Origin of the sequence: Paraburkholderia monticola (assembly GCF_001580545.1) — a bacterium.
Lineage (GTDB): Bacteria > Pseudomonadota > Gammaproteobacteria > Burkholderiales > Burkholderiaceae > Paraburkholderia > Paraburkholderia monticola.
Genome location: NZ_LRBG01000003.1, coordinates 295,013 through 316,108 on the forward strand (window position 1 = coordinate 295,013; position 21,096 = coordinate 316,108).

The 21,096-nt window shown below is 64.5% G+C and carries 19 protein-coding genes; 4 read left to right on the forward strand and 15 right to left on the reverse strand.

Annotated features, from left to right (window positions below):
- The first annotated feature begins 2 nt into the window (after positions 1-2).
- The 3 genes from coaE to yacG all read left to right on the forward strand — a co-directional run bounded on the left by coaE (position 3) and on the right by yacG (position 1,848).
- Positions 3-617 (forward strand): dephospho-CoA kinase, encoded by a 615-nt coding sequence (gene coaE / locus CI15_RS04755; RefSeq protein WP_062124798.1) that lies wholly within the window; start codon positions 3-5, stop codon positions 615-617.
- Between the two features lie 149 nt (positions 618-766).
- A complete protein-coding gene (zapD, locus tag CI15_RS04760) occupies positions 767-1,522 on the forward strand; it encodes a cell division protein ZapD (RefSeq protein WP_062124800.1) in 756 nt (251 codons plus the stop codon).
- 122 nt (positions 1,523-1,644) lie between these two features.
- A complete protein-coding gene (yacG, locus tag CI15_RS35145; RefSeq protein WP_075643654.1) occupies positions 1,645-1,848 on the forward strand; it encodes a DNA gyrase inhibitor YacG in 204 nt (67 codons plus the stop codon).
- 93 nt (positions 1,849-1,941) lie between these two features.
- Here the strand turns inward: yacG and CI15_RS04765 are convergent, their stop codons facing one another.
- The 4 genes from CI15_RS04765 to secA form a co-directional block, all read right to left on the reverse strand.
- On the reverse strand, positions 1,942-2,382 hold the full coding sequence (locus CI15_RS04765) for an NUDIX domain-containing protein (RefSeq protein WP_062124802.1): 441 nt from the start codon (positions 2,380-2,382) through the stop codon (positions 1,942-1,944).
- Positions 2,379-3,248: an ATP-binding protein gene (locus CI15_RS04770; RefSeq protein ID WP_062124804.1), complete on the reverse strand. Its 870-nt coding sequence runs from the start codon at positions 3,246-3,248 to the stop codon at positions 2,379-2,381. Before CI15_RS04770 ends, CI15_RS04765 begins: the two co-directional genes overlap by 4 nt.
- Positions 3,249-3,285: 37 nt before the next feature.
- Entirely contained in the window at positions 3,286-4,527 is a 1,242-nt protein-coding gene (argJ, locus tag CI15_RS04775; RefSeq protein WP_062124806.1) for a bifunctional glutamate N-acetyltransferase/amino-acid acetyltransferase ArgJ, read from the reverse strand.
- Between the two features lie 153 nt (positions 4,528-4,680).
- Entirely contained in the window at positions 4,681-7,494 is a 2,814-nt protein-coding gene (gene secA / locus CI15_RS04780; protein ID WP_062124807.1) for a preprotein translocase subunit SecA, read from the reverse strand.
- Between the two features lie 285 nt (positions 7,495-7,779).
- Here secA and CI15_RS04785 point away from each other — a divergent pair, with 285 nt between their 5' ends.
- Positions 7,780-8,262, forward strand: coding sequence for a DciA family protein (locus CI15_RS04785; protein WP_062124809.1), 483 nt, complete (start codon positions 7,780-7,782; stop codon positions 8,260-8,262).
- Positions 8,263-8,334: 72 nt separating this feature from the next.
- On the opposite strand, the gene lpxC is transcribed toward CI15_RS04785, so the two are convergent.
- The 11 genes from lpxC to mraY form a co-directional block, all read right to left on the reverse strand.
- Positions 8,335-9,252, reverse strand: a complete 918-nt coding sequence (gene lpxC / locus CI15_RS04790) for a UDP-3-O-acyl-N-acetylglucosamine deacetylase (RefSeq protein WP_062124811.1) — start codon at positions 9,250-9,252, stop codon at positions 8,335-8,337.
- 288 nt (positions 9,253-9,540) lie between these two features.
- Positions 9,541-10,044 carry a peroxiredoxin gene (locus CI15_RS04795; protein ID WP_062124812.1) on the reverse strand — a complete coding sequence of 168 codons (504 nt, stop codon included), beginning with the start codon at positions 10,042-10,044 and terminating at the stop codon, positions 9,541-9,543.
- A 263-nt stretch (positions 10,045-10,307) separates the two neighbouring features.
- Positions 10,308-11,510, reverse strand: coding sequence for a cell division protein FtsZ (gene ftsZ, locus CI15_RS04800; protein ID WP_008921173.1), 1,203 nt, complete (start codon positions 11,508-11,510; stop codon positions 10,308-10,310).
- Positions 11,511-11,626: 116 nt separating this feature from the next.
- On the reverse strand, positions 11,627-12,859 hold the full coding sequence (gene ftsA, locus CI15_RS04805) for a cell division protein FtsA (RefSeq protein ID WP_062124814.1): 1,233 nt from the start codon (positions 12,857-12,859) through the stop codon (positions 11,627-11,629).
- Between the two features lie 27 nt (positions 12,860-12,886).
- The gene (locus CI15_RS04810; RefSeq protein WP_062124816.1) at positions 12,887-13,639 is read right to left on the reverse strand and encodes a cell division protein FtsQ/DivIB; all 753 of its coding nucleotides are present in this window, start codon (positions 13,637-13,639) and stop codon (positions 12,887-12,889) included.
- Between the two features lie 22 nt (positions 13,640-13,661).
- Positions 13,662-14,603: a D-alanine--D-alanine ligase gene (locus CI15_RS04815; protein ID WP_062124819.1), complete on the reverse strand. Its 942-nt coding sequence runs from the start codon at positions 14,601-14,603 to the stop codon at positions 13,662-13,664.
- 1 nt (position 14,604) lies between these two features.
- Entirely contained in the window at positions 14,605-16,008 is a 1,404-nt protein-coding gene (gene murC / locus CI15_RS04820; protein WP_062124821.1) for a UDP-N-acetylmuramate--L-alanine ligase, read from the reverse strand.
- Positions 16,005-17,129 (reverse strand): undecaprenyldiphospho-muramoylpentapeptide beta-N-acetylglucosaminyltransferase, encoded by a 1,125-nt coding sequence (murG, locus tag CI15_RS04825; protein WP_062124823.1) that lies wholly within the window; start codon positions 17,127-17,129, stop codon positions 16,005-16,007. Before murG ends, murC begins: the two co-directional genes overlap by 4 nt.
- Positions 17,126-18,388 carry a putative lipid II flippase FtsW gene (gene ftsW / locus CI15_RS04830; protein WP_062124825.1) on the reverse strand — a complete coding sequence of 421 codons (1,263 nt, stop codon included), beginning with the start codon at positions 18,386-18,388 and terminating at the stop codon, positions 17,126-17,128. The genes murG and ftsW overlap by 4 nt, the downstream gene beginning before the upstream one ends.
- Entirely contained in the window at positions 18,385-19,896 is a 1,512-nt protein-coding gene (gene murD, locus CI15_RS04835; RefSeq protein ID WP_062124827.1) for a UDP-N-acetylmuramoyl-L-alanine--D-glutamate ligase, read from the reverse strand. Before murD ends, ftsW begins: the two co-directional genes overlap by 4 nt.
- Positions 19,897-19,921: 25 nt before the next feature.
- Positions 19,922-21,091 (reverse strand): phospho-N-acetylmuramoyl-pentapeptide-transferase, encoded by a 1,170-nt coding sequence (gene mraY / locus CI15_RS04840; protein WP_062124828.1) that lies wholly within the window; start codon positions 21,089-21,091, stop codon positions 19,922-19,924.
- Positions 21,092-21,096: the final 5 nt, after the last annotated feature.

Consider the following 21,096-nt stretch of genomic DNA (forward strand, 5'->3'; position numbering starts at 1 on the left):
GCATGTTCGTCGTGGGACTCACCGGCGGCATCGGTAGCGGCAAATCGACCGTGGCCAATCTGTTCGCGGCGCGCGGTGTGCCGCTCGTCGACACGGACGTGATTGCGCATCGCATCACTGCGCCGCATGGCATCGCGATGCCACACATCGCCGCCGAATTCGGCGCCGCGTTCGTCGCCGCCGATGGCTCGCTCGATCGCGCGCGCATGCGCTCGCTCGTGTTCAGCGACGAGACCGCGCGCAAACGTCTCGAAGGCATCACCCATCCGCTGATTCGCGCGGAAACCGAGCGCGAAGAGCGCGAAGCGCAAGGGCCGTATGTGATCGTCGTGGTGCCGTTGCTGGTCGAGTCCGGGACCTGGAAGAACCGCGTGAATCGCGTGCTGAGCGTCGATTGCAGCGTCGACAGGCAAATCGCGCGCGTGATGAGCCGCAACGGTTTCAGCCGCGAGCAGGTGCTCGCGATCATCGCGCGCCAGGCGACGCGCGAAGCGCGCCTCGCCGCCGCCGACGACGTGATCGTCAACGACAACCAACCGATCGAAGAACTAGAAGCTCAGGTAGACGCTCACCATCGCGCGTATCTGTCACTTGCGAAGGATGAAGCCGAGTCATAGCGCGCGCGGGAACCGAAGCGCTGATAACGACGTGAACTCACGAAAAAAGTTGCGAAAGCGCGCAGAAAAAGTGCGTGATTGCTTGGGTAGTCCCACGGCATTAGAATGTTTTGCATTCCTGTCACCGACCACGCCCGAGGCGAGCCCGCTTGATCCTTTACGAGTACCCCTTCAATGAGCGAATCCGGACGCTGTTGCGGCTCGAAGATCTGTTCGAGCGCTTCACGTTCTTTCTGACTCAGGAAGACGCGAGGGAACATCACGTCGCACTGACAACGCTGTTCGAAATTTCCGAAGTGGCGGGTCGCGCGGATCTGAAGTCGGATCTGATGAAGGAGCTCGAGCGACAGCGGCAAACGCTCGCGCCGTTTCGCGGCAATCCGGGCATTGAGCAGAACGCGCTCGAAGCGGTGCTCGGCGAAATCGAACAGACCCTCGCGGGGCTCACGCAAATGCAAGGCAAGACCGGCCAGCATCTTGCAGACAACGAATGGCTCGCGAGCATTCGCAGCCGCGCAATCATCCCCGGTGGCACCTGCAAATTCGATCTGCCCTCGTATTACGCCTGGCAACAATTGCATCCCGATCAGCGTCGCCAGGATATCGCCAAGTGGGTGACACCGCTTTTACCGCTGCGCGACGCGGCCGCGATCGTGCTGCGACTCGCGCGCGAATCGGGCCAGGCATCGAAGGTGATGGCGATGCAAGGCAGCTATCAGCAAATGCTGTCGGGCCGCTCGTATCAATTGATGCAGGTTCGCGTGGCTCCCGAATTGCGCGTGATCCCCGAGGCGAGCGCCAACAAGTACATGCTGTGGGTGCGCTTCACGGTGCAGGACGGCGATCTGCGGCCGCGCGCGGTCGACGTCGACGTGCCGTTCCAGCTGACCCTCTGCAGTCTGTAACGGCCTGTCCGCCACCGTCGCGTCTTCAGCGCACACCGGATTTGAAAGAACGCGCCTTTGAAGCGGCGCGAAATAGCCCTATATTCGTTACTTGTTCCGTTTGCGATTGACCGTCCGACCGTATGCCTACCGTCGTCAAATGCCCTACCTGCGGTAAAGATGTCCGCTGGACCCCTGAGAGCCGCTTCCGTCCATTCTGCTCGGAGCGCTGCAAGCAGATCGATCTCGGCGCATGGGCCGCCGAAAAATACAAGATTGGCGGCAATGAACAGGAAGGATCTTCTTCCGAAGAGGAAACGCCGCGCGGCGACTACAACCCGCACTGAGCGCGCCAGTAGAAAAGCCACGTGAACGAGCGCTGTCGAGACAGCGCCCGCTATCGCGTGGCCTTTTCAGTCACTCTCTTCAAGCAATTACTGCTATTCGGCCGCGAGCCACTCCAGCACCGGAATCGTCGCCGGCAGCAACGGCTCGACGTCCGCGGGCAAGCTTTGCCATACGAACGCCTGACCTTCGCGCCCGTGCGGCTCGCCTGACCACTGCGTCACTTTGCAGAAGAAAAGGCGCACATAGGCGTGCGGATAGTCGTGTTCGAGCGTATGCCACAGATGGCTCGCCTCGACCTCGATTCCCAGTTCCTCGTGCAGTTCGCGCGCAAGCGCGGCCTCGACCGATTCACCCGGCTCGAGTTTGCCGCCCGGAAACTCCCAATAGCCCTCGTACGGCTTGCCGGCCGGACGCTGTGCTAGCAGATAGCGCCCATCCGGCTGTACCAGCACGCCAACGGCGACTTCGGTAACAGGACGGGTCGCGCCGATTTTGGCCTCGCCGTTGCCGGCGTTTTCGCTTGCCTCGTTCATGCCGACGTCTTACGGCCGGACCAGTCGCGCGCGAACTGCCACGCGACCCGTCCCGAGCGCGAGCCGCGCTCCAGTGCCCACACCAGCGCATCGCCGCGTGCCGTCTCGACCTCGGCGTCGTCGCAACCGAAATGGCGCAACCAGTGCGCGATGATCGTCAGGTAGTCGTCCTGCTTGAACGGATAGAAGCTGACCCACAGCCCGAAACGCTCGGACAGCGAAATCTTCTCTTCGACCAGTTCGCCCGGATGAATCTCGCCGTCCGACGTGTGCTTGTACGTCTCGTTGTCGCTCATGTACTCGGGCAGCAGATGGCGGCGGTTCGACGTCGCGTAGATCAGCACGTTGTCCGACTGCGCGGCGACGGAGCCATCGAGCGCGACCTTCAGCGCCTTGTAGCCCGACTCGCCCTCTTCGAACGACAGATCGTCGCAGAACACGACGAAGCGCTCGGGGCGCTTCGCGATCAGATCGACGATGTCGCCGAGATCGTGCAGGTCGTCCTTGTCCACTTCGATCAGGCGCAGGCCGTCTTTCGCGTAAGCGTTCAGACACGCCTTGATCAGCGACGATTTGCCGGTGCCGCGCGCGCCCGTCAGCAGTACGTTGTTGGCCGGCTGCTTGCGCACGAACTGGCGCGTGTTCTGTTCGATCAGCCCTTTCTGGCGATCGATGTTCTGCAGGTCGTCGAGCGTGATCGACGAAATGGCGGGCACCGGCTGCAGATAGCCGCGCCCCTGGCGCTTGCGCCAACGGAACGCGACCGCGGCCGACCAGTCGATCTCGGGCGCGGCGGGCGGAAGCATCGCTTCGAGGCGGCCGAGCACGGCTTCGGCCCGGGTCAAAAACTGTTCGAGTTTGTCCATGTTGAGGAGGCGGCCAGCGGCCGCGCATTGAACCTGGTTACGAGCGGTAGTCGGCGTTGATGCTCACGTAGTCGTGCGACAGATCGCAGGTCCAGATCGTGGCTTGCGCATTGCCGCGTCCAAGCACGACGCGAATGCCGATCTCGCTCTTTTTCATCACGCGCTGGCCGTCTTCTTCGCGGTAGGCCGGGTTGCGGCCGCCGGCAGTCGCGACCAGCACGTCGTCGAGATACAGATCGATCTTGCCGACGTCGAGATCGTCCACGCCGGCATAGCCGATGGCCGCGAGAATGCGGCCGAGGTTCGGGTCCGATGCATAGAAGGCCGTCTTCACGAGCGGCGAGTGGCCGATCGCGTAAGCGATCTGGCGGCATTCGCCGACGCTCGAGCCGCCTTCGACATGCACGGTCATGAATTTGGTCGCGCCTTCGCCGTCGCGCACGATCAGTTGCGCGAGGCTCTGCGCGACCTCGGTCACCGCGTCGCGCAGCGCTGCATAAGCGGGCGAATCGGTGGACGTGATCGCCGGCAGGCTCGATTTGCCCGACGCGATCAGAATGAACGAATCGTTGGTCGAGGTATCGCCATCGATCGTGATGCAGTTGAACGAGCGGTCCGCGACGTGCTTCACGAGCTCGTCGAGCACCGGTTGCGCGACGGCCGCGTCGAACGCGAGGAAGCCGAGCATGGTCGCCATGTTCGGCTTGATCATGCCGGCGCCCTTGCTGATACCGGTGAGCGTGACCGTGTGACCGTCGAGCGTGACCTGGCGCGAGACCGCCTTCGGCAGCGTGTCGGTCGTCATGATCGACTGCGCCGCGTCGTACCAGTTCCCTTCCTTGCGGTTCGCGAGCGCGGGCGGCAAGCCGGCTTTCAGACGATCGACCGGCAGCGGCTCGAGAATCACACCCGTCGAGAACGGCAGCACCTGCTCGGGCGCGATGTCGACGAGACGCGCGAGCTCCGCGCAGGTTTCGCGGGTCGCCGCGAGGCCCGGCTCACCGGTGCCCGCGTTCGCGTTGCCGGTGTTGATCACCAGCGCGCGAATTGGCTTGCCGCCCGCGCGCACGCGCTGCAGGTTTTCACGGCAGACCGTGACGGGCGCCGCGCAGAAGCGGTTCTGCGTGAACACGCCGCCGACCGTCGCGCTTTCGTCGACGGAAATGACCAGCACGTCCTTGCGGTTCGGCTTGCGGATATTCGCCTCCGCCCAGCCGAGCGTGACGCCGGCGACGGGGTGGAGTTGAGCGGGATCGATCGAGGGAAAGTTGACAGCGATGGTCGCGACCTGTCGAAGAAAATGCCGGCGGACGCCGGCATCGGGAAAACGGGACTGATGACCCGGGCGTGGTGCCGGGTCACCGGCGAAATCATCACGGTCAAGCGGCGCTCAAAAACGCCGCGGCGCGCCCGCAAGCGCGCCGCGTCGGCATCAGGCGATCTTGCCGTGGCACTGCTTGTACTTCTTGCCACTGCCGCACGGGCACGGGTCGTTGCGGCCGACCTTCGGCACGTTGTCGGCATTCACGTGCACGGTCGCCTGCGGCGACGCGCCGTGGCCATGGCTCATCGCGTCGCCGATCATGGCGGCGGCCGCTTCGGCCGCGACGGGCGCGGCGGCGCCGGCTTCCGCGAACTCCGCATGACGGAACTCGACGTTCTCCAGATGGCTGCCCTGCTCTTCCATTTGTTCCGCGGCCGCTTCGAGTTGCTCCGGCGACTGGATCTGCACGTTCATCACGACGCGCGTGACTTCGAGCTTCACGGCGTCGAGCATCGCGGCGAACAGTTCGAACGCCTCGCGCTTGTATTCCTGCTTCGGGTTCTTCTGCGCATAGCCGCGCAGATGGATGCCCTGGCGCAGATGGTCGAGCGCGGCCAGATGCTCGCGCCACGCGCGGTCGAGCGTCTGCAGCATGATCGAGCGCTCGAACGCGCTGAACGATTCGCGGCCGACCAGTTGGACCTTCGCCTCGTACCCCTCGTCGGCGGCAGCTTCGACCGCTTCGAGAATTTCGTCGACGCTGATCGAGTTCGACTCGTTGATCATTTCCTGGATCGCGAGGTCGAGTTGCCATTCGTTGCGCAGCACTTCCTCGAGTTCGGGCACGTCCCACTGCTCTTCGATGCTGCCGACCGGCACGAACTGATGCACGAGGTCGCCGATCACGCCATGACGCATCGCGGTGATGGTCTCGGTGATGTCGTTCGCTTCGAGCAATTCGTTGCGCTGCTGGTAGATCACCTTGCGCTGGTCGTTCGACACGTCGTCGTATTCGAGCAATTGCTTACGAATATCGAAGTTGCGCGCCTCGACCTTGCGTTGCGCCGATTCGATCGAGCGCGACACGATACCCGCTTCGATCGCCTCGCCTTCCGGCATCTTCAGGCGGTCCATGATCGCGCGCACGCGGTCGCCGGCGAAAATGCGCAGCAGCGGATCTTCCAGCGACAGATAGAAACGCGACGAACCCGGGTCGCCCTGACGGCCGGCACGGCCGCGCAACTGATTGTCGATCCGGCGCGACTCGTGACGCTCGGTGCCGATGATGTGCAGGCCGCCCGCGGCCTTCACCTGATCGTGCAGCGTCTGCCATTCGTCGTGCAGTTTCTGGATGCGGCGCTGCTTTTCGTCGTCGGCGAGCGTTTCGTCCTGCTCGATGAACGACGCCTGCTTCTCCGCATTGCCGCCGAGCACGATGTCGGTACCACGGCCGGCCATGTTGGTCGCGATCGTGATGCGTTGCGGACGGCCCGCTTCGGCGACGATCGCCGCTTCGCGCGCGTGCTGCTTCGCGTTCAGCACCTCGTGCGGCAAGCCGGCCTGCTTCAGCAGATGCGACAGCAACTCCGAGTTCTCGATCGACGTCGTGCCGACCAGCACCGGCTGACCGCGTTCGAAGCACTCGCGGATGTCGCGGATCACCGCGTCGTAGCGTTCCTTCGCGGTCTTGTAGATCTGATCCTGCTTGTCGATCCGCTTGGGCGGGCGGTTGGTCGGGATCACGACCGTTTCGAGGCCGTAGATCTCGTTGAATTCGTACGCTTCGGTGTCGGCCGTGCCGGTCATGCCGGCCAGCTTCGCGTACATGCGGAAGTAGTTCTGGAACGTGATCGATGCGAGCGTCTGGTTCTCGCTCTGGATCTTCACGTGCTCCTTCGCCTCGACCGCCTGGTGCAGACCGTCCGACCAGCGGCGGCCGGCCATCAGACGGCCGGTGAATTCGTCGACGATGATGACTTCGCCGTTCTGCACGACATAGTGCTGATCCTTGAAGAACAGCGTGTGCGCGCGCAACGCCGCGTACACGTGGTGCATCAGCGTGATGTTCTGCGGTGCATACAGGCTTTCGCCCTCGCCGATCAGACCCCACTCGCCGAGCAGGCGCTCGGCCTTTTCGTGGCCCGACTCGGTCAGGAATACCTGACGGCCTTTTTCGTCCAGCGTGTAGTCGCCCGGCTTTTCGACGCCGGTGCCGTCCGCCTTCTCTTCGCCGATCTGGCGCTCGAGCAGCGGCGGCAGCGCGTTCATGCGCACGTAGAGTTCGGTGTGATCTTCGGCCTGGCCGGAGATGATCAGCGGTGTCCGCGCTTCGTCGATCAGGATCGAGTCCACTTCGTCGACGACCGCGAAGTTCAGGCTACGCTGCACGCGCGCGTCGGTCTCGTAGACCATGTTGTCGCGCAGGTAGTCGAAGCCGAATTCGTTGTTGGTGCCGTAGGTGATGTCAGCGGCGTAGGCCTGCTGCTTCGCCGTATGCTCCATCTGCGACAGGTTGATACCGACCGACAGACCGAGGAAGTTGTAAAGGCGCGCCATCCATTCGGCGTCGCGCTGCGCGAGGTAGTCGTTGACCGTGACCACGTGGACGCCGCGGCCCGACAGCGCGTTCAGGTAGACCGGCAGCGTCGCGACGAGCGTCTTGCCCTCGCCGGTGCGCATTTCGCCGATCTTGCCGTAGTGCAGCGCCATGCCGCCGATCAACTGCACGTCGAAGTGGCGCATCTTCAGCACCCGCTTGCTGGCCTCGCGGCAGACCGCGAACGCTTCCGGCAGGATCTTGTCGAGCGATTCGCCGCTCGCGACGCGCTGGCGGAATTCACCCGTTTTGGCGCGCAGTTGGTCATCCGTCAATTGCTCGATCTGCGGCTCGAGCGCATTGATCGCCGCGACGGTCTTTTGATATTGCTTGACTAGCCGCTGATTACGGCTGCCAAAAATCTTCTGTAGAAAACCGGTGGTCATCGGATCGGTGTCTGCGTCGCGGCTTCGGCTGGCTCGCGGTGTGCGCTTCGCGCATACCGCGCCTGGGTCGGAAAGTCCTCGGCGGCTTAGTCCAAGAGTGAATTCGAATCGGGCATTTTAGCACGCGCCTCCGGCTACGCTCGTGTCGTGGGCGTGACGGCACTGGCCTGTGCCAGCCCCGCCAGGCGACCTTCGGCGCGGCGCCGACCAGCTTCGCAAGCTGCCCGCGCGGTACAATCGCGGCGTGGGCGCGCATGGGGCGTGCGCACGTCGTCATTGCCAAACATGAGCCGTTTTTCGTCCTTTTCAAGGCCGCCGAAGCAGTTCGATCGGCGCCGCCCGCAACCGCTCGCCGAGGTGCTCGGCCGCACGGATGCATTCGCCGCCCTGCGCGCCGGCGTCGAGCAGATCGCCGCGCTCGAAAAGGATCTGCGCGCGCTGCTGCCCGATTATCTGGCGACGAGCGTCGAGCCCGGCTTCATCAAGGAAGGCGTGCTGGCCCTGTTCGCCGCGCACAACGCGCTCGCGGCGCGTCTGCGGCATCTGGAGCCGCGGCTGCTGGCGGATTTGCAGCAGCGCGGCTGGCCCGTGCATGCGCTGAGGATTCGGGTGCGGCCGCAGCCGCTGAAGGAACCGCCACCCGTCAAGCAGGCGCGCATGACGCCGGCCGGCGCCGACGCGCTGCAGGCGTTGAGCGAATCGCTGGCGCCCTCGCCGCTACAGGAAGCGCTCGCGCGCATGGCCGCGCGGCATCGGCGCAATCGCTGAACGCTCAACGAAAAAAACGGCCCGAATGGGCCGTTTTTCTTGGGGCTGCGTATAACGCCAGGTACGCCAGCGTTACGCGAACGCCGTCTGCGTTTCGTATGCGAAGCCGCGCGGAGCCTTCTGCGTATCGTCGAAGGTGACGATTTCGTACGAATCTTCGTGCGCGAGCAATTCGCGCAGCAGCGCGTTATTCAGACCGTGGCCCGACTTGTACGCGGTGTACGAAGCGAGCAGCGGATGACCAACCACGTACAGGTCGCCGATCGCGTCGAGCATCTTGTGTTTGACGAACTCGTCGTCGTAACGCAGGCCGTCGTTGTTCAGGATGCGGTATTCGTCGAGCACGATCGCGTTGTCCATGCTGCCGCCGCGCGCGAGGCCGAGTTCGCGCATCATTTCCACTTCATGCGCGAAGCCGAACGTGCGGGCACGCGCGATTTCGCGCACGTACGACGTGTTGGCAAAATCCACTTCCAGTGCCTGGCCGGTTTTGTCCACAGCCGGGTGACGGAAGTCGATCGTGAACTTGAGCTTGAAGCCGAAGAACGGCTCGAGCCGCGCGAACTTGTCGCCGTCGCGGATTTCGACCGGCTTCGTGACCTTGATGAATTTCTTCGGCGCGTTTTGCTCTTCGATTCCCGCCGATTGGATCAGGAACACGAACGAACCCGCGCTGCCGTCCATGATCGGAATTTCCTCGGCGGTGACGTCGACGTAAAGATTGTCGATGCCAAGACCGGCGCAAGCGGACATCAGATGCTCGATGGTCGACACGCGCGCGCCGTCTTTCTGCAACACGGAAGCCAGACGCGTATCGCCAATCGCCATCGCCGACGCAGGAATGTCCACCGGCGTGGGCAAATCCACGCGCGAAAACACGATGCCAGTGCCCGGCGCCGCCGGGCGGAGCGTCAGATTGACTTTACGGCCGGAGTGCAACCCGATCCCGACAGTCTTGACGATCGATTTGATTGTGCGCTGCTTCAACATGGTGGTCTTCTGTTCGATTGAAAATCCTAATCAGGACTTTTTATTTCATAGCCCGAATTATACTCCAATCCCCAGACAAGCGTCCTTGCAGGGAACGTATCAATCTGTTTCGCTGCATTACCCAATGGGCACAGCGACGGAAAGCGTGACGGGCCGATGCCCCGGAACGGAGGCGTTTCCGGTCATCGGCCCGCGTAACGGCCTGTCACAAAAGCGTCGCAATCACCGTTGCCGAAGCGCCACGCATCACAAACGCGCAGGCCCGCGGCGAAGGTGCGACGCCAGCAACTAGCGCAACGTGGCGAGAATACTCGCCGCATCGCTGACTTCGAATTTGCCGGCAGCTTCGACGTTCAGCGTCTTGACCACGCCGTCGTCGACCACCATCGCGTAGCGCTGGGAACGGATTCCCATGCCGCGCCCCGACAGATCCTGCTCCAGACCAAGCGCCCGTGTGAAAGCCGCACTACCGTCCGCCATCATGCGCACCTTGCCCGAGGTGTGCTGATCGCGTCCCCACGCGCCCATGACGAACGCGTCGTTGACGGACACGCACCAGATTTCGTCGATGCCGGCAGCGCGCAACTGCTCAGCCCGCTCGACATAGCCCGGTACATGTTTGGCCGAACAGGTCGGCGTGAACGCGCCGGGTAATCCGAAGATCACCACGCGTTTGCCCGCCGTCTGCTCGCGCACGTCGAAACTGTTCGGTCCGATCGTGCAGCCCGCCCGGTCGTCTTCGACATACTCGAAGAGCGTCGCGTCGGGCAGCTTTTCACCTTCCTTGATCATGCTCAGTCCTTTGCATCGATGCGAAGCACGCTCGCACGTCCTCGTGTCGCAGTGAATCCGGTTCGGCCCATCCAACTATAGGCCACGCCGTGCGGCGGTTGTCGCTTCGTCCGTTTCGCGAATCCGCAGAGGGCAGTTGCCCCTGCCGCGAATCAGACGATACGCGACCTGCTTGCCGTTCACCCGCCACGCTCGTGCATTCGTCCGCCAGCGCTGCACCTGCGACACATCTCGCAGCGCGGCAACGAAGCCTGCCCGTGCGCTCAGTCCGCCTGCTTGCGCAGGAATGCCGGAATGTCGTACGTATCGACGCCCTTTTCCTGCAGCGCCTGCACGTGCGAGGCCGCCGTGTCGCGCGACGTGCGCCACACCGCCGGCGTGTCGAGCGCGCCGTAGTCGGCCGTGCTGGCGTGACCTGCTGCCGGTGCGTACGCCGCATGGGCCATCGCGCCGATCGGCTGGTTGTCGGTGCCGGTGCGCAGCAGCGTCATCGGTGCCGACTGCTGCTTCTTCGCCGCGCGGCCCAAGCCCGTCGCGACGACCGTCACGCGCAGCGCGTCGCCCATCGCATCGTCGTACACGGCGCCGAAGATCACGGTGGCATCTTCCGCAGCATAGCTCTTGATCGTGTTCATCACTTCGCGCGTTTCCGACAGACGCAGCGAACGGCTCGACGTGATGTTGACCAGCACGCCACGCGCGCCCGACAGATCGACGCCTTCCAGCAGCGGGCTCGCAACGGCCTGTTCGGCCGCGAGACGCGCGCGATCGACACCGGCAACCGTCGCCGTGCCCATCATCGCCTTGCCCTGCTCGCCCATCACGGTCTTGACGTCTTCGAAGTCGACGTTGACGAGACCGTCGACGTTGATGATTTCCGCAATGCCCGCGACCGCGTTGTTCAGAACGTCGTCAGCGCACTGGAAGCACTTGTCCATCTCGGCGTCGTCGCCCATCACCTCGAACAGCTTGTCGTTCAGCACGACGATCAGCGAGTCGACGTGATCCTCCAGTTGCTGCGAACCGGCTTCCGCCACGCGCATGCGCTTGCCGCCTTCGAATTCGAACGGCTTGCTGACGACGCCAACGGTCAGAATACCCATTTCCTTCGCGATCTGCGCAACCACCGGTGCCGCGCCCGTGCCCGTGCCGCCACCCATGCCGGCGGTGATGAACACCATGTGCGCGCCGCGCAGTGCGTCGGCGATACGCTCGCGTGCTTCTTCAGCCGCGGCGCGGCCCATTTCCGGCTTCGCGCCAGCGCCCAGACCCGTGTTGCCGAGCTGGATCACCGCGGTGGCACGCGAACGCGACAGTGCCTGCGCGTCCGTGTTCATCACGATGAAGTCGACGCCTTGCACGCCTTTGTTGATCATATGCTGAACGGCATTGCCGCCAGCGCCACCGACACCGACGACCTTGATGATGGTGCCGTTCGTTTCGGTTTCCAGCATCTGGAATTCCATGTTGCCTCCGTCAAGATAAAAAGTTACCGCCACTCGGCGTTATCCGGCAGGAGATCGGGCAACCCCCTGTCGCGCGCCGGCCGCCGGCACCAGCGCGAATTTCTCGAAACCTGTGATCAGAAGTTGCCGAGGAACCAGTCCTTCATACGCGAGAACACCTGTCCCATCGACCCCGACTGCACCGCAACCTTGCGCCCGCGCATGCGCTGCGAGCGTCCTTCGACGAGCAGGCCCATCGCCGTCGAATAGCGCGGATTGCGCACGACGTCGGCGAGACCGCCCGCATACTCCGGCACGCCGATGCGCACCGGTTTCAGGAAAATGTCCTCGCCGAGCTCGACCATGCCGATCATCATCGACGCGCCGCCCGTCAGCACGACGCCCGAGCTCAGCAGTTCCTCGTAACCCGACTCGCGCACCACCTGCTGCACGAGCGAAAACAGTTCTTCGACGCGTGGCTCGATGACGGCCGCGAGCGCCTGGCGCGACAGCGTGCGCGGACCGCGCTCGCCGAGGCCCGGCACTTCGATCATCTCGTCCGGATCGGCGAGCGCCTGCTTGGCGATGCCGTAGTCGACCTTGATGTCTTCGGCGTCCGGCGTCGGCGTACGCAGCGCCATCGCGATGTCGCTGGTGATCTGGTCGCCGGCGATCGGAATCACGGCCGTGTGGCGGATCGCGCCTTCGCTGAAGATCGCGATGTCGGTCGTGCCACCGCCGATATCGACCAGCACCACGCCCAGTTCCTTTTCGTCTTCCGTCAGCACCGCGAGCGACGACGCGAGCGGCTGCAGGATCAGATCGTTCACTTCGAGCCCGCAGCGGCGCACGCACTTGACGATGTTCTGCGCCGCGCTGACGGCGCCGGTGACGATATGCACCTTCACTTCGAGGCGGATGCCGCTCATGCCGATCGGCTCGCGCACATCTTCCTGACCGTCGATGATGAATTCCTGCGTGAGGATATGCAGCACCTGCTGATCGGTCGGAATGTTGATCGCCTTGGCCGTTTCGATCACGCGCGCGACGTCCGCCTGCGTGACTTCCTTCTCCTTGATGGCGACCATGCCGCTCGAATTGAAGCTGCGGATATGGCTGCCGGCGATGCCGGTGAACACGTTCGTGATCTTGCAGTCGGCCATCAGCTCGGCTTCCTCGAGCGCGCGCTGAATCGACTGCACGGTGGCTTCGATGTTCACCACCACGCCCTTCTTGAGCCCCTTTGATTCGCTCTGGCCGAGACCGATCACCTCGTAGTGACCCTCGCCCTTCAACTCGGCGACGATGGCCACTACCTTCGCTGTTCCGATGTCGAGGGCGACCAGCAAATCTTTATAGTCTTTACTCATAGCGTGCTCAGTGCGTGTGATGTCCGTTTACTTCTTGCCCTTGTCGGGTTCGCTGATGAAGCGCATGCCAGCGGCACGAATCGCGAAACCGTTCGGATAGCGCAAGTCCGCATACTCGATATCCTTTCCCCAACGTTGCGTGACCGCGCTCCATGCCGCGGTCAGGCGTTTGCTGCGATCGGCCAGGGTGTCCTGATTGCGCTCGCGCCCCAGCTCCACCTGCGTGCCGTTCGACAGCTTCACCGTCCACGCGTAGCGCGGCGACAGCGTCACTTCCTCGGGCGTCGCGTCGATCGCTGCGAACCACTTCTGGAAGTCGTGATAGCGCGCGACGACGTCCTTCGCCGTACCGTCGGGACCGTCGAACGCGGGCAGGTCTTCGTCCAGCTCGCCCTGGTTCGCGGTGAACAGCTCGCCGTCGACGCTCACCAGCTGATCGCTGCCCCACGTCCCTAGCGGCTTGTACTCCTCGAGCGTGACAGCCAGTGCATTCGGCCATACGCGCCGTACGCTCGCGTGACGCACCCACGGCATCTGCTCGAATGCCTGCCGCGCGGCGTCGAGATCGACCGTGAAGAAGTTGCCCTTCAGGCGTCCCACGACGCCGGCGCGCACCGTCGGCGAATTGATGTGCTCGGTGTCGCCGTCGATCTGGATCTCGCGCAGCGAGAAATTCGGGCGCTGGATCAACCAGTAACCGCCCGCCGCCAGCAGCACGAGCACCAGCAACGCATGCAATGCGTTGGTGGCGAAATTGAGCTGGCGAACGTTGTTCCACATGGGTTGCTTGCGGTTGCCTTGGTTAGTCCTGCAGCGTCAGCGCCAACACGCCGACCACCAGTTCCTGATAGCTGATACCGACCGCGCGCGCCGCTTTCGGCGGCAGCGAGTGATCGGTCATGCCAGGCGCCGTGTTCACTTCGAGGAAGTACGGCTTACCTTCGCCATCGAGCATGAAGTCCGCGCGGCCCCAGTCGGTGCAGCCGAGCACGTCGAACGCGCGACGCGCGAGCACCTTCAGGCGCGCTTCCTCTTCGGCGCCGAGACCGCAGGGAATCAGATACTGCGTGTCGTTGGCGATGTACTTGGCGTGGTAGTCGTAGAACTCGCCGGCCGGCACGATGCGGATCACCGGCAGGTCGAGATTGCCAGCGATGCACGCGGTGTATTCGCCGCCGCCTTCGATGCTCTTCTCGACCACGACGATGCGGTCGTGCTTCACGGCTTCGAGCAACGCGGCCGGCAATGCGTCCGCACTCTTCACCTTGATCACGGCGACGCTCGAACCTTCGCTCGCCGGCTTCACGAACAGCGGCAGTCCGAGCTTCGCGACGATCTCCTGCGCGCGCGCTGCGTAGTCGTCACCGCGCAGCACCGCTTCGAACGGCGGCGTCGGAATGCCGAGCTGCTGCCACACGAGCTTGGTGCGGAACTTGTCGAGACCGAGCGCCGAGCCGAGCACGCCGCTGCCGGTGTAGCGGATGCCGTAGAAATCCAGCGCGCCCTGGATCTGGCCGTTCTCGCCGTAGCCGCCATGCAGCGCGTTGAACGCGCGCACGAAGCCTTCGTCCTTCAAGGCGGACAGCGGACGCTCGGCCGGATCGAACGGATGCGCGTCGACACCGGCGTCACGCAGACCTTGCAACACCAGACGCCCGGAATTGAGCGACACCTCGCGCTCAGCGGAATTACCGCCGAGCAGCACTGCAACCTTGCCGAATTGTTTAGGGTCGATACTGCTCATTTCACACCTTCATTTCCTGAGCGAGGCGACCCGGCACACCGCCGATCGAACCCGCGCCCATCGTAATCACCACATCGCCGTCGCGCACCACCGTGGACAGCGCGTCCGGAACCTCATCCACCGTGTCGACGAACACCGGCTCGACCTTGCCCGCGACGCGCAACGCGCGCGCCAACGCGCGGCCGTCCGCCGCGACGATCGGCGACTCGCCGGCCGCATAGACTTCGGTCAGCACGAGCGCATCGACAGTCGACAGCACCTTCACGAAATCCTCGAAGCAATCACGGGTACGCGTGAAGCGGTGCGGCTGGAACGCCAGCACCAGACGCCGGCCCGGAAACGCGCCGCGCGCCGCCGCGACCGTGGCGGCCATTTCGACCGGGTGGTGACCGTAGTCGTCCACCAGCGTGTAGGCGCCCGCGGCCTGGCCGTCGCTCACGACCGGCACTTCGCCGTAGCGCTGGAAGCGCCGGCCGACGCCGTTGAATTCCGCGAGCGCTCGCTGGATATCGGCATCTTTCACCTCAAGTTCAGTCGCAATTGCAATTGCGGCCAGCGCGTTCTGCACGTTGTGCTCGCCCGGCAGGTTCAGCGTGATGTCGAGCGGCGCCGCGTCTTCGCGCAAAACGGTGAAATGCATGCGGCCTTCGCGCGCTTCGACGTTGACCGCGCGCACCTGCGCATCGGCCGCGAAACCGTAGCGGATGATCGGCTTCGACACGAACGGCAGGATCTCCTTCACATTCGGATCGTCGACGCACAGCACCGCGATGCCGTAGAACGGCAGACGGTGCGTGAATTCGATGAACGCCTGCTTCAGACGCGCGAAGTCGTGACCATAGGTGTCCATATGGTCGGCGTCGATGTTCGTGATGACCTCGATCACGGGGAACAGGTTCAGGAACGACGCGTCCGATTCGTCCGCCTCGGCGACGATGAAGTCGCCAGTGCCGAGACGCGCATTCGCGCCCGCGCTGATCAGCCGCCCGCCGATCACGAAGGTCGGATCGAGTCCGCCCGCTGCGAGCACGCTCGCGACGAGCGAGGTGGTCGTGGTCTTGCCGTGCGTGCCGGCAATCGCGATGCCCTGCTTCAGACGCATCAGCTCCGCGAGCATCACGGCGCGCGGCACGATCGGAATGCGGCGATGACGCGCCTCGAGCACTTCGGGGTTGTCGCTGCGCACCGCGGTCGACACGACCACCGCGTTGGCGCCTTCGATGTTCTCGGCCGCGTGGCCGATCGAAATGCGCGCGCCGAGCGCGGCGAGACGCTCGGTGACCGCGTTGCCCGACAGGTCCGAGCCGCTCACCTGGTAGCCGAGATTGACGAGCACTTCGGCGATGCCGCTCATGCCGACGCCGCCGATACCGACGAAATGAATGTGTTTGACGATGTGTTTCATTGCTTTCCTTCTGGGCTCACGCCCGCCATCGAACCCGCACCCGCCACCGTCGCGCAGATCTGCGCGACCTGTTCGGTGGCATCCGGTTTCGCGAGCGAGCGCGAACGCTCCGCCATTTCCGCGAGACTTTCCCGGGTCTGGCTGCGCAACCAGTCGGCGAGCTTTTCCGCCGACAGGTCGCGTTGTTGCACGACCAGCGCCGCGCCGTTGTCGGCGAGGAACGCTGCATTAGTGGTCTGGTGATCGTCGACCGCGTACGGGAACGGCACGAACAGCGCCGCGACGCCGACCGCCGAAATCTCCGACACCGTCATCGCGCCCGAGCGGCAGATCACCAGATCGGCCTGCGCATAGGCGCTCGTCATGTCGTCGATGAACGGCACGAGCGAGACGTCCGCGCCTGCCTGCAAGCCCGCCGCCGCGTAGTTCTCGCGCAGCGCGTCGATATGCTTCGCGCCCGCCTGATGCACGACGCGCGGCCGCTCGTTGGCGCCAAGCAGCGCGACCGCACGCGGCACGACTTCGTTCAACGCGGCGGCGCCGAGACTGCCGCCCACGACGAGCACGTTCAGCGGACCGTTACGCTGCGCGTAGCGTGCTTTGGGTGGATTCGCGCGCGCAAGTTCCTCGCGAATCGGATTGCCCGTCCATTCGGCGTGCGGCAACGCATTCGGAAATGCGACCAGCACGCGCTTCGCGAGCTTCGCCAGCACCTTGTTCGCGAGACCCGCGATCGAGTTCTGTTCGTGCAGCACGAGGGGGCGGCCGCTCAGTGCGGTCATCAAACCGGCCGGGAACGTGATGTAGCCGCCCATGCCGAGCACGACGTCGGGCTTCACGCGACGCAGCACGCTCAAGCTCTGCGTGCAGGCGCGCAGCAGGTTCACCGGCAGCATCAGCTTGGTCTTCAGACCCTTGCCGCGCACGCCGCCGAAGCGTACGTACTCCATCGGAATGCCGTGCTTCGCGACGAGCGTCGCTTCCATGCCCGCGGGGTTGCCGAGCCACACGACCTTCCAGCCCCACGCCTGCATCAGATGCGCGACCGCGAGCCCCGGGAACACGTGTCCCCCGGTGCCACCGGCCATCACCATCAGCGTGCGTTGTGGCAGAGCCGTCATACTTTGCCCCCGCGCATCAACACACGATTCTCATAGTCCACCCGCATCAGCACCGCGATCGCGACGCAGTTCAGCACGATGCCCGAACCGCCGTAGCTGACGAGCGGCAGCGTCAGGCCCTTGGTCGGCAGAAGACCGAGGTTCACGCCCATGTTGATGAAGGTCTGCGCGCCGAACCAGATGCCGACGCCCTTGGCGACCAGACCCGCGAACGTGCGATCGAGTGCGAGCGCCTGACGGCCGATCTCGAACGAGCGGCGCACGATCCAGTAGAACATCAGAATCACGACCAGCACGCCGACGAACCCCAGCTCCTCGCCGATCACCGCGAGGATGAAGTCGGTATGCGCTTCCGGCAGATAGTTGAGCTTTTCGACGCTGCCGCCGAGCCCCACGCCGAACCATTCGCCGCGCCCGAAAGCGATCAGCGAGTGCGTCAGCTGATAAGCCTTGCCCTGCGCGTAGCGGTCGTCCCACGGATCGAGGTACGCGAAGATCCGCTCACGACGCCACGGCGACGCCCACACCAGCAACGTGAAGGTGCCCACCGCGGTGGCGACCAGGCCGCCGAACAGCTTGCCGTTCACGCCGCCGAGGAACAGCACGCCCATCGCGATCGCCGCGATCACCATGAACGCGCCCATGTCGGGCTCGAGCAGCAGCAGCATGCCGACGAGACCCACGGCGACCGCCATCGGCAGGAAGCCCTTCGCGAGGCTGTGCATGTATTCCTGCTTGCGCACCGTGTAGTTCGCCGCGTAGATCGTCACCGCGAGCTTCATGATTTCCGACGGCTGCATGTTCGTGATGCCGAGCGGAATCCAGCGGCGCGCGCCGTTCACACCCTTGCCGACGTGCGGAATCAGCACGATCACGAGCGCGACGAGCGAGATCAGGAAGAGCTTCGGCGCGTACTTGTCCCACGTGGAAATCGGAATGCGGAACGACGCGACGCCGATCGCCGCGCCCATCAGCACGAAGATGATCTGGCGCACGAGAAACGCCCAATCGCGATACGACGAGTACTTCGGCGAATCGGGCATCGCGATCGACGCCGAGTACACCATCACGATGCCGAGCCCGAGCAGCGCAACGACCACCCAGAGCAGCGAGTGATCGTAGTCGAGCATGCGCGAGCGCAGCGGCCGCACGCCGTTGACCGCGCTCGCAAGACCGCTGCCGCCCGTGCGGGTGGCGGTGCGCGCCGCGGTGCCATCGCCGCCTGCGTGCCGCGAGCCGAAGCGTTCCGACCAGCTCATATCATCGTCCCCCGTTCGGCCGCGATGTCTTCGACCGTGCTGCGGAATACCGCGGCGCGGTGTGCATAGCCCTTGAACATGTCGAAGCTCGCGCACGCGGGCGACAGCAACACCGCGTCGCCGGGCTGCGCGAGCGCGGTGGCCGCGCGCGTCGCCTCTTCCAGCGTCGCGTGATCGGTCATCGCGACGCCGCTATGTTCGAGCGCCGCGCGAATCTGCGGCGCGTCACGACCGATCAGCATCACCGCGCGACACCAGCGCATCACCGGCGCGGCGAGCGGCTCGAATGCCTGGCCCTTGCCGTCGCCGCCGGCGATCAGCACGACGCGCTGAGCGAGACCGTCGAGCGCGGCGACCGTTGCACCCACGTTGGTGCCCTTGCTGTCGTCCACGTAGTCGACGCCGTCGATCGATGCGATCAGCTCCACGCGATGCGGCTCGCCGCGGTACTCGCGCAGGCCGTGCAGCAGCGGCGCGCCGGGCAGGCCGATCGCACGCGCGAGCGCGTACGCGGCCAGCGCGTTCGCGGCGTTGTGCAGACCGCGGATGCGCAGTGCGTCGGCGGGCATCAGGCGCTTCAGCGTGATGTCGGGCGTTGCGACCGCTTCGTTCTTGCGACGGCGCTTCGTCGTCGGTGCGTCGCTCGCGTCGCGATCTTGCGCCTCGACGAGCCACACCATGCCGTTGTCGCGCAACAGGCCATAGTCGCCGTCGTTCTTTGGCTCGCTGGTGCCGAACGTGACGATCTCCGCGTCGCCGGCGGCAGGTGCGAGCGCCATCACGCGCGCATCGTCGCGGTTCAGCACGCGCACCGTCTGTGTACCGAAGATGCGGCCCTTCGCGGCCGCGTACGCATCGAGTCCGCCGTGCCAGTCCAGGTGGTCCTGCGTGATGTTCAGCACGACGGCGGCGTCCGGCGTAAACGTGTGCGAGGTCTCCAGCTGGAAGCTCGACAGTTCGAGCACCCACACGTCGGGCAGCGCGGTCTGGTCGATCGCTTCGGACAGCTTGTCGAGCAGCGACGGGCTGATGTTGCCCGCCACCGCGACCTTCTTGCCCGCGCGTTCGCATAGCAAGCCGGTCAGGCTCGTCGTCGTGGTCTTGCCGTTCGTGCCGGTGATCGCGATCACCTTCGGCGCGTAGCCGGACTCGCCGAGCGTGCGCAGCGCCTGCGAGAACAGTTCGAGCTCGCCCCACACCGGGATGCCCTGCTCGCGCGCGGCCGTGATCAGCGGCAGCAGATCGGCCGCGAGCGGCGACAGCCCCGGGCTGATCGCGACCAGCTCGACACCGTCGAGCAGCACCGGCGAAAACGCACCGCCGACGAAATCGGCATCGACACCATGCGCTTCGAGCGCGGACAGGTTCGGCGGCACTTCGCGCGTATCGGCCACGCGCAGCCGACAGCCGTGCCTGGCGCACCAGCGCGCCATCGCGAGACCGGATTCACCCAGTCCCAGCACGAGCACCATCGGCTTTTGCCGATCCCGAAACTTCTCGCCGAACATCGCCTGCTTCCTTAAATACTGCTGCTTAGCGCAATTTGAGCGTGGACAAACCGAACAGGCACAACATCAACGTGATGATCCAGAAACGCACGACCACCTGCGTTTCCTTCCAGCCCGACAATTCGAAATGGTGATGCAGCGGCGCCATCTTGAAGAAGCGCCGCCCTTCGCCGAAGCGGCGTTTGGTGTATTTGAACCACGTGACCTGCAGCATCACCGACAGCGTTTCCGCGACGAAAATGCCGCCCATGATGAACAGCACGATTTCCTGACGCACGATCACCGCGACCGTGCCGAGCGCGCCGCCGAGCGCGAGCGCGCCGACGTCGCCCATGAACATCTGCGCCGGGTGCGTGTTGAACCAGAGGAACGCAAGACCCGCGCCGCCCATCGCCGAACAGAAGATCAGCAATTCGCCCGCGCCGGGAATATGCGGAAACAGCAGGTACTTCGAATAGACCGAGCTGCCCATCACATAGGCGAACACGCCGAGCGACGCGCCCACCAGCACGACCGGCATGATCACGAGACCGTCGAGGCCGTCGGTCAGATTCACCGCGTTGCTCGCGCCGACGATCACCAGGTACGTGAGCACGATGAAGCCCCACACGCCGAGTGGATAGGTGATCGACTTGAAGAACGGCACCAGCAGGTCGGCGCGCGCGGGCAGGCCCATCGACAAACCGCTGCGTACCCACGCCATGAACAGGTCGAAGACGCGCACGTTGCTCGCCTCGGACACGCTGAACGCGAGATAAACCGCCGCGAACAGACCGATCACCGACTGCCAGAAATACTTCTCGCGCGACGACATGCCGCGCGGGTCCTTGTAGACGACCTTGCGGTAATCGTCGACCCAGCCGATCACGCCGAAACCGAACGTAACGAGAATCACGATCCAGATGAAACGGTTGGTCAGATCGGCCCACAACAGCGTGGCCACGCCGATGCCGAGCAGGATCAGCACGCCGCCCATGGTCGGCGTGCCGGATTTGACGAGGTGGGTTTGCGGACCGTCTTTGCGGACGGCCTGGCCGACCTTCATCGCGGTCAGCTTGCGAATCACCGCCGGGCCGCAGACGAGCCCGATCGACAATGCGGTGATGCTCGCCATCACCGCGCGAAACGTCAGATAACTGAACACGCGCAAGAAGCTTGCGTCATTCTGCAGCCATTGCGCCAGCGCCAGTAGCATGCGTG

Coding starts and splice junctions, on each gene's coding strand:
- coaE (WP_062124798.1), top strand. CDS start 3: ATGTTCGTCGTGGGACTCACCGGCGGCATCGGTAGCGGCAAATCGACC.
- yacG (WP_075643654.1), top strand. CDS start 1,645: ATGCCTACCGTCGTCAAATGCCCTACCTGCGGTAAAGATGTCCGCTGG.
- CI15_RS04765 (WP_062124802.1), bottom strand. CDS start 2,382: ATGAACGAGGCAAGCGAAAACGCCGGCAACGGCGAGGCCAAAATCGGC.
- CI15_RS04770 (WP_062124804.1), bottom strand. CDS start 3,248: ATGGACAAACTCGAACAGTTTTTGACCCGGGCCGAAGCCGTGCTCGGC.
- secA (WP_062124807.1), bottom strand. CDS start 7,494: ATGACCACCGGTTTTCTACAGAAGATTTTTGGCAGCCGTAATCAGCGG.
- CI15_RS04785 (WP_062124809.1), top strand. CDS start 7,780: ATGAGCCGTTTTTCGTCCTTTTCAAGGCCGCCGAAGCAGTTCGATCGG.
- lpxC (WP_062124811.1), bottom strand. CDS start 9,252: ATGTTGAAGCAGCGCACAATCAAATCGATCGTCAAGACTGTCGGGATC.
- CI15_RS04795 (WP_062124812.1), bottom strand. CDS start 10,044: ATGATCAAGGAAGGTGAAAAGCTGCCCGACGCGACGCTCTTCGAGTAT.
- ftsZ (WP_008921173.1), bottom strand. CDS start 11,510: ATGGAATTCCAGATGCTGGAAACCGAAACGAACGGCACCATCATCAAG.
- ftsA (WP_062124814.1), bottom strand. CDS start 12,859: ATGAGTAAAGACTATAAAGATTTGCTGGTCGCCCTCGACATCGGAACA.
- CI15_RS04810 (WP_062124816.1), bottom strand. CDS start 13,639: ATGTGGAACAACGTTCGCCAGCTCAATTTCGCCACCAACGCATTGCAT.
- CI15_RS04815 (WP_062124819.1), bottom strand. CDS start 14,603: ATGAGCAGTATCGACCCTAAACAATTCGGCAAGGTTGCAGTGCTGCTC.
- murC (WP_062124821.1), bottom strand. CDS start 16,008: ATGAAACACATCGTCAAACACATTCATTTCGTCGGTATCGGCGGCGTC.
- murG (WP_062124823.1), bottom strand. CDS start 17,129: ATGACGGCTCTGCCACAACGCACGCTGATGGTGATGGCCGGTGGCACC.
- ftsW (WP_062124825.1), bottom strand. CDS start 18,388: ATGAGCTGGTCGGAACGCTTCGGCTCGCGGCACGCAGGCGGCGATGGC.
- murD (WP_062124827.1), bottom strand. CDS start 19,896: ATGTTCGGCGAGAAGTTTCGGGATCGGCAAAAGCCGATGGTGCTCGTG.
- mraY (WP_062124828.1), bottom strand. CDS start 21,091: ATGCTACTGGCGCTGGCGCAATGGCTGCAGAATGACGCAAGCTTCTTG.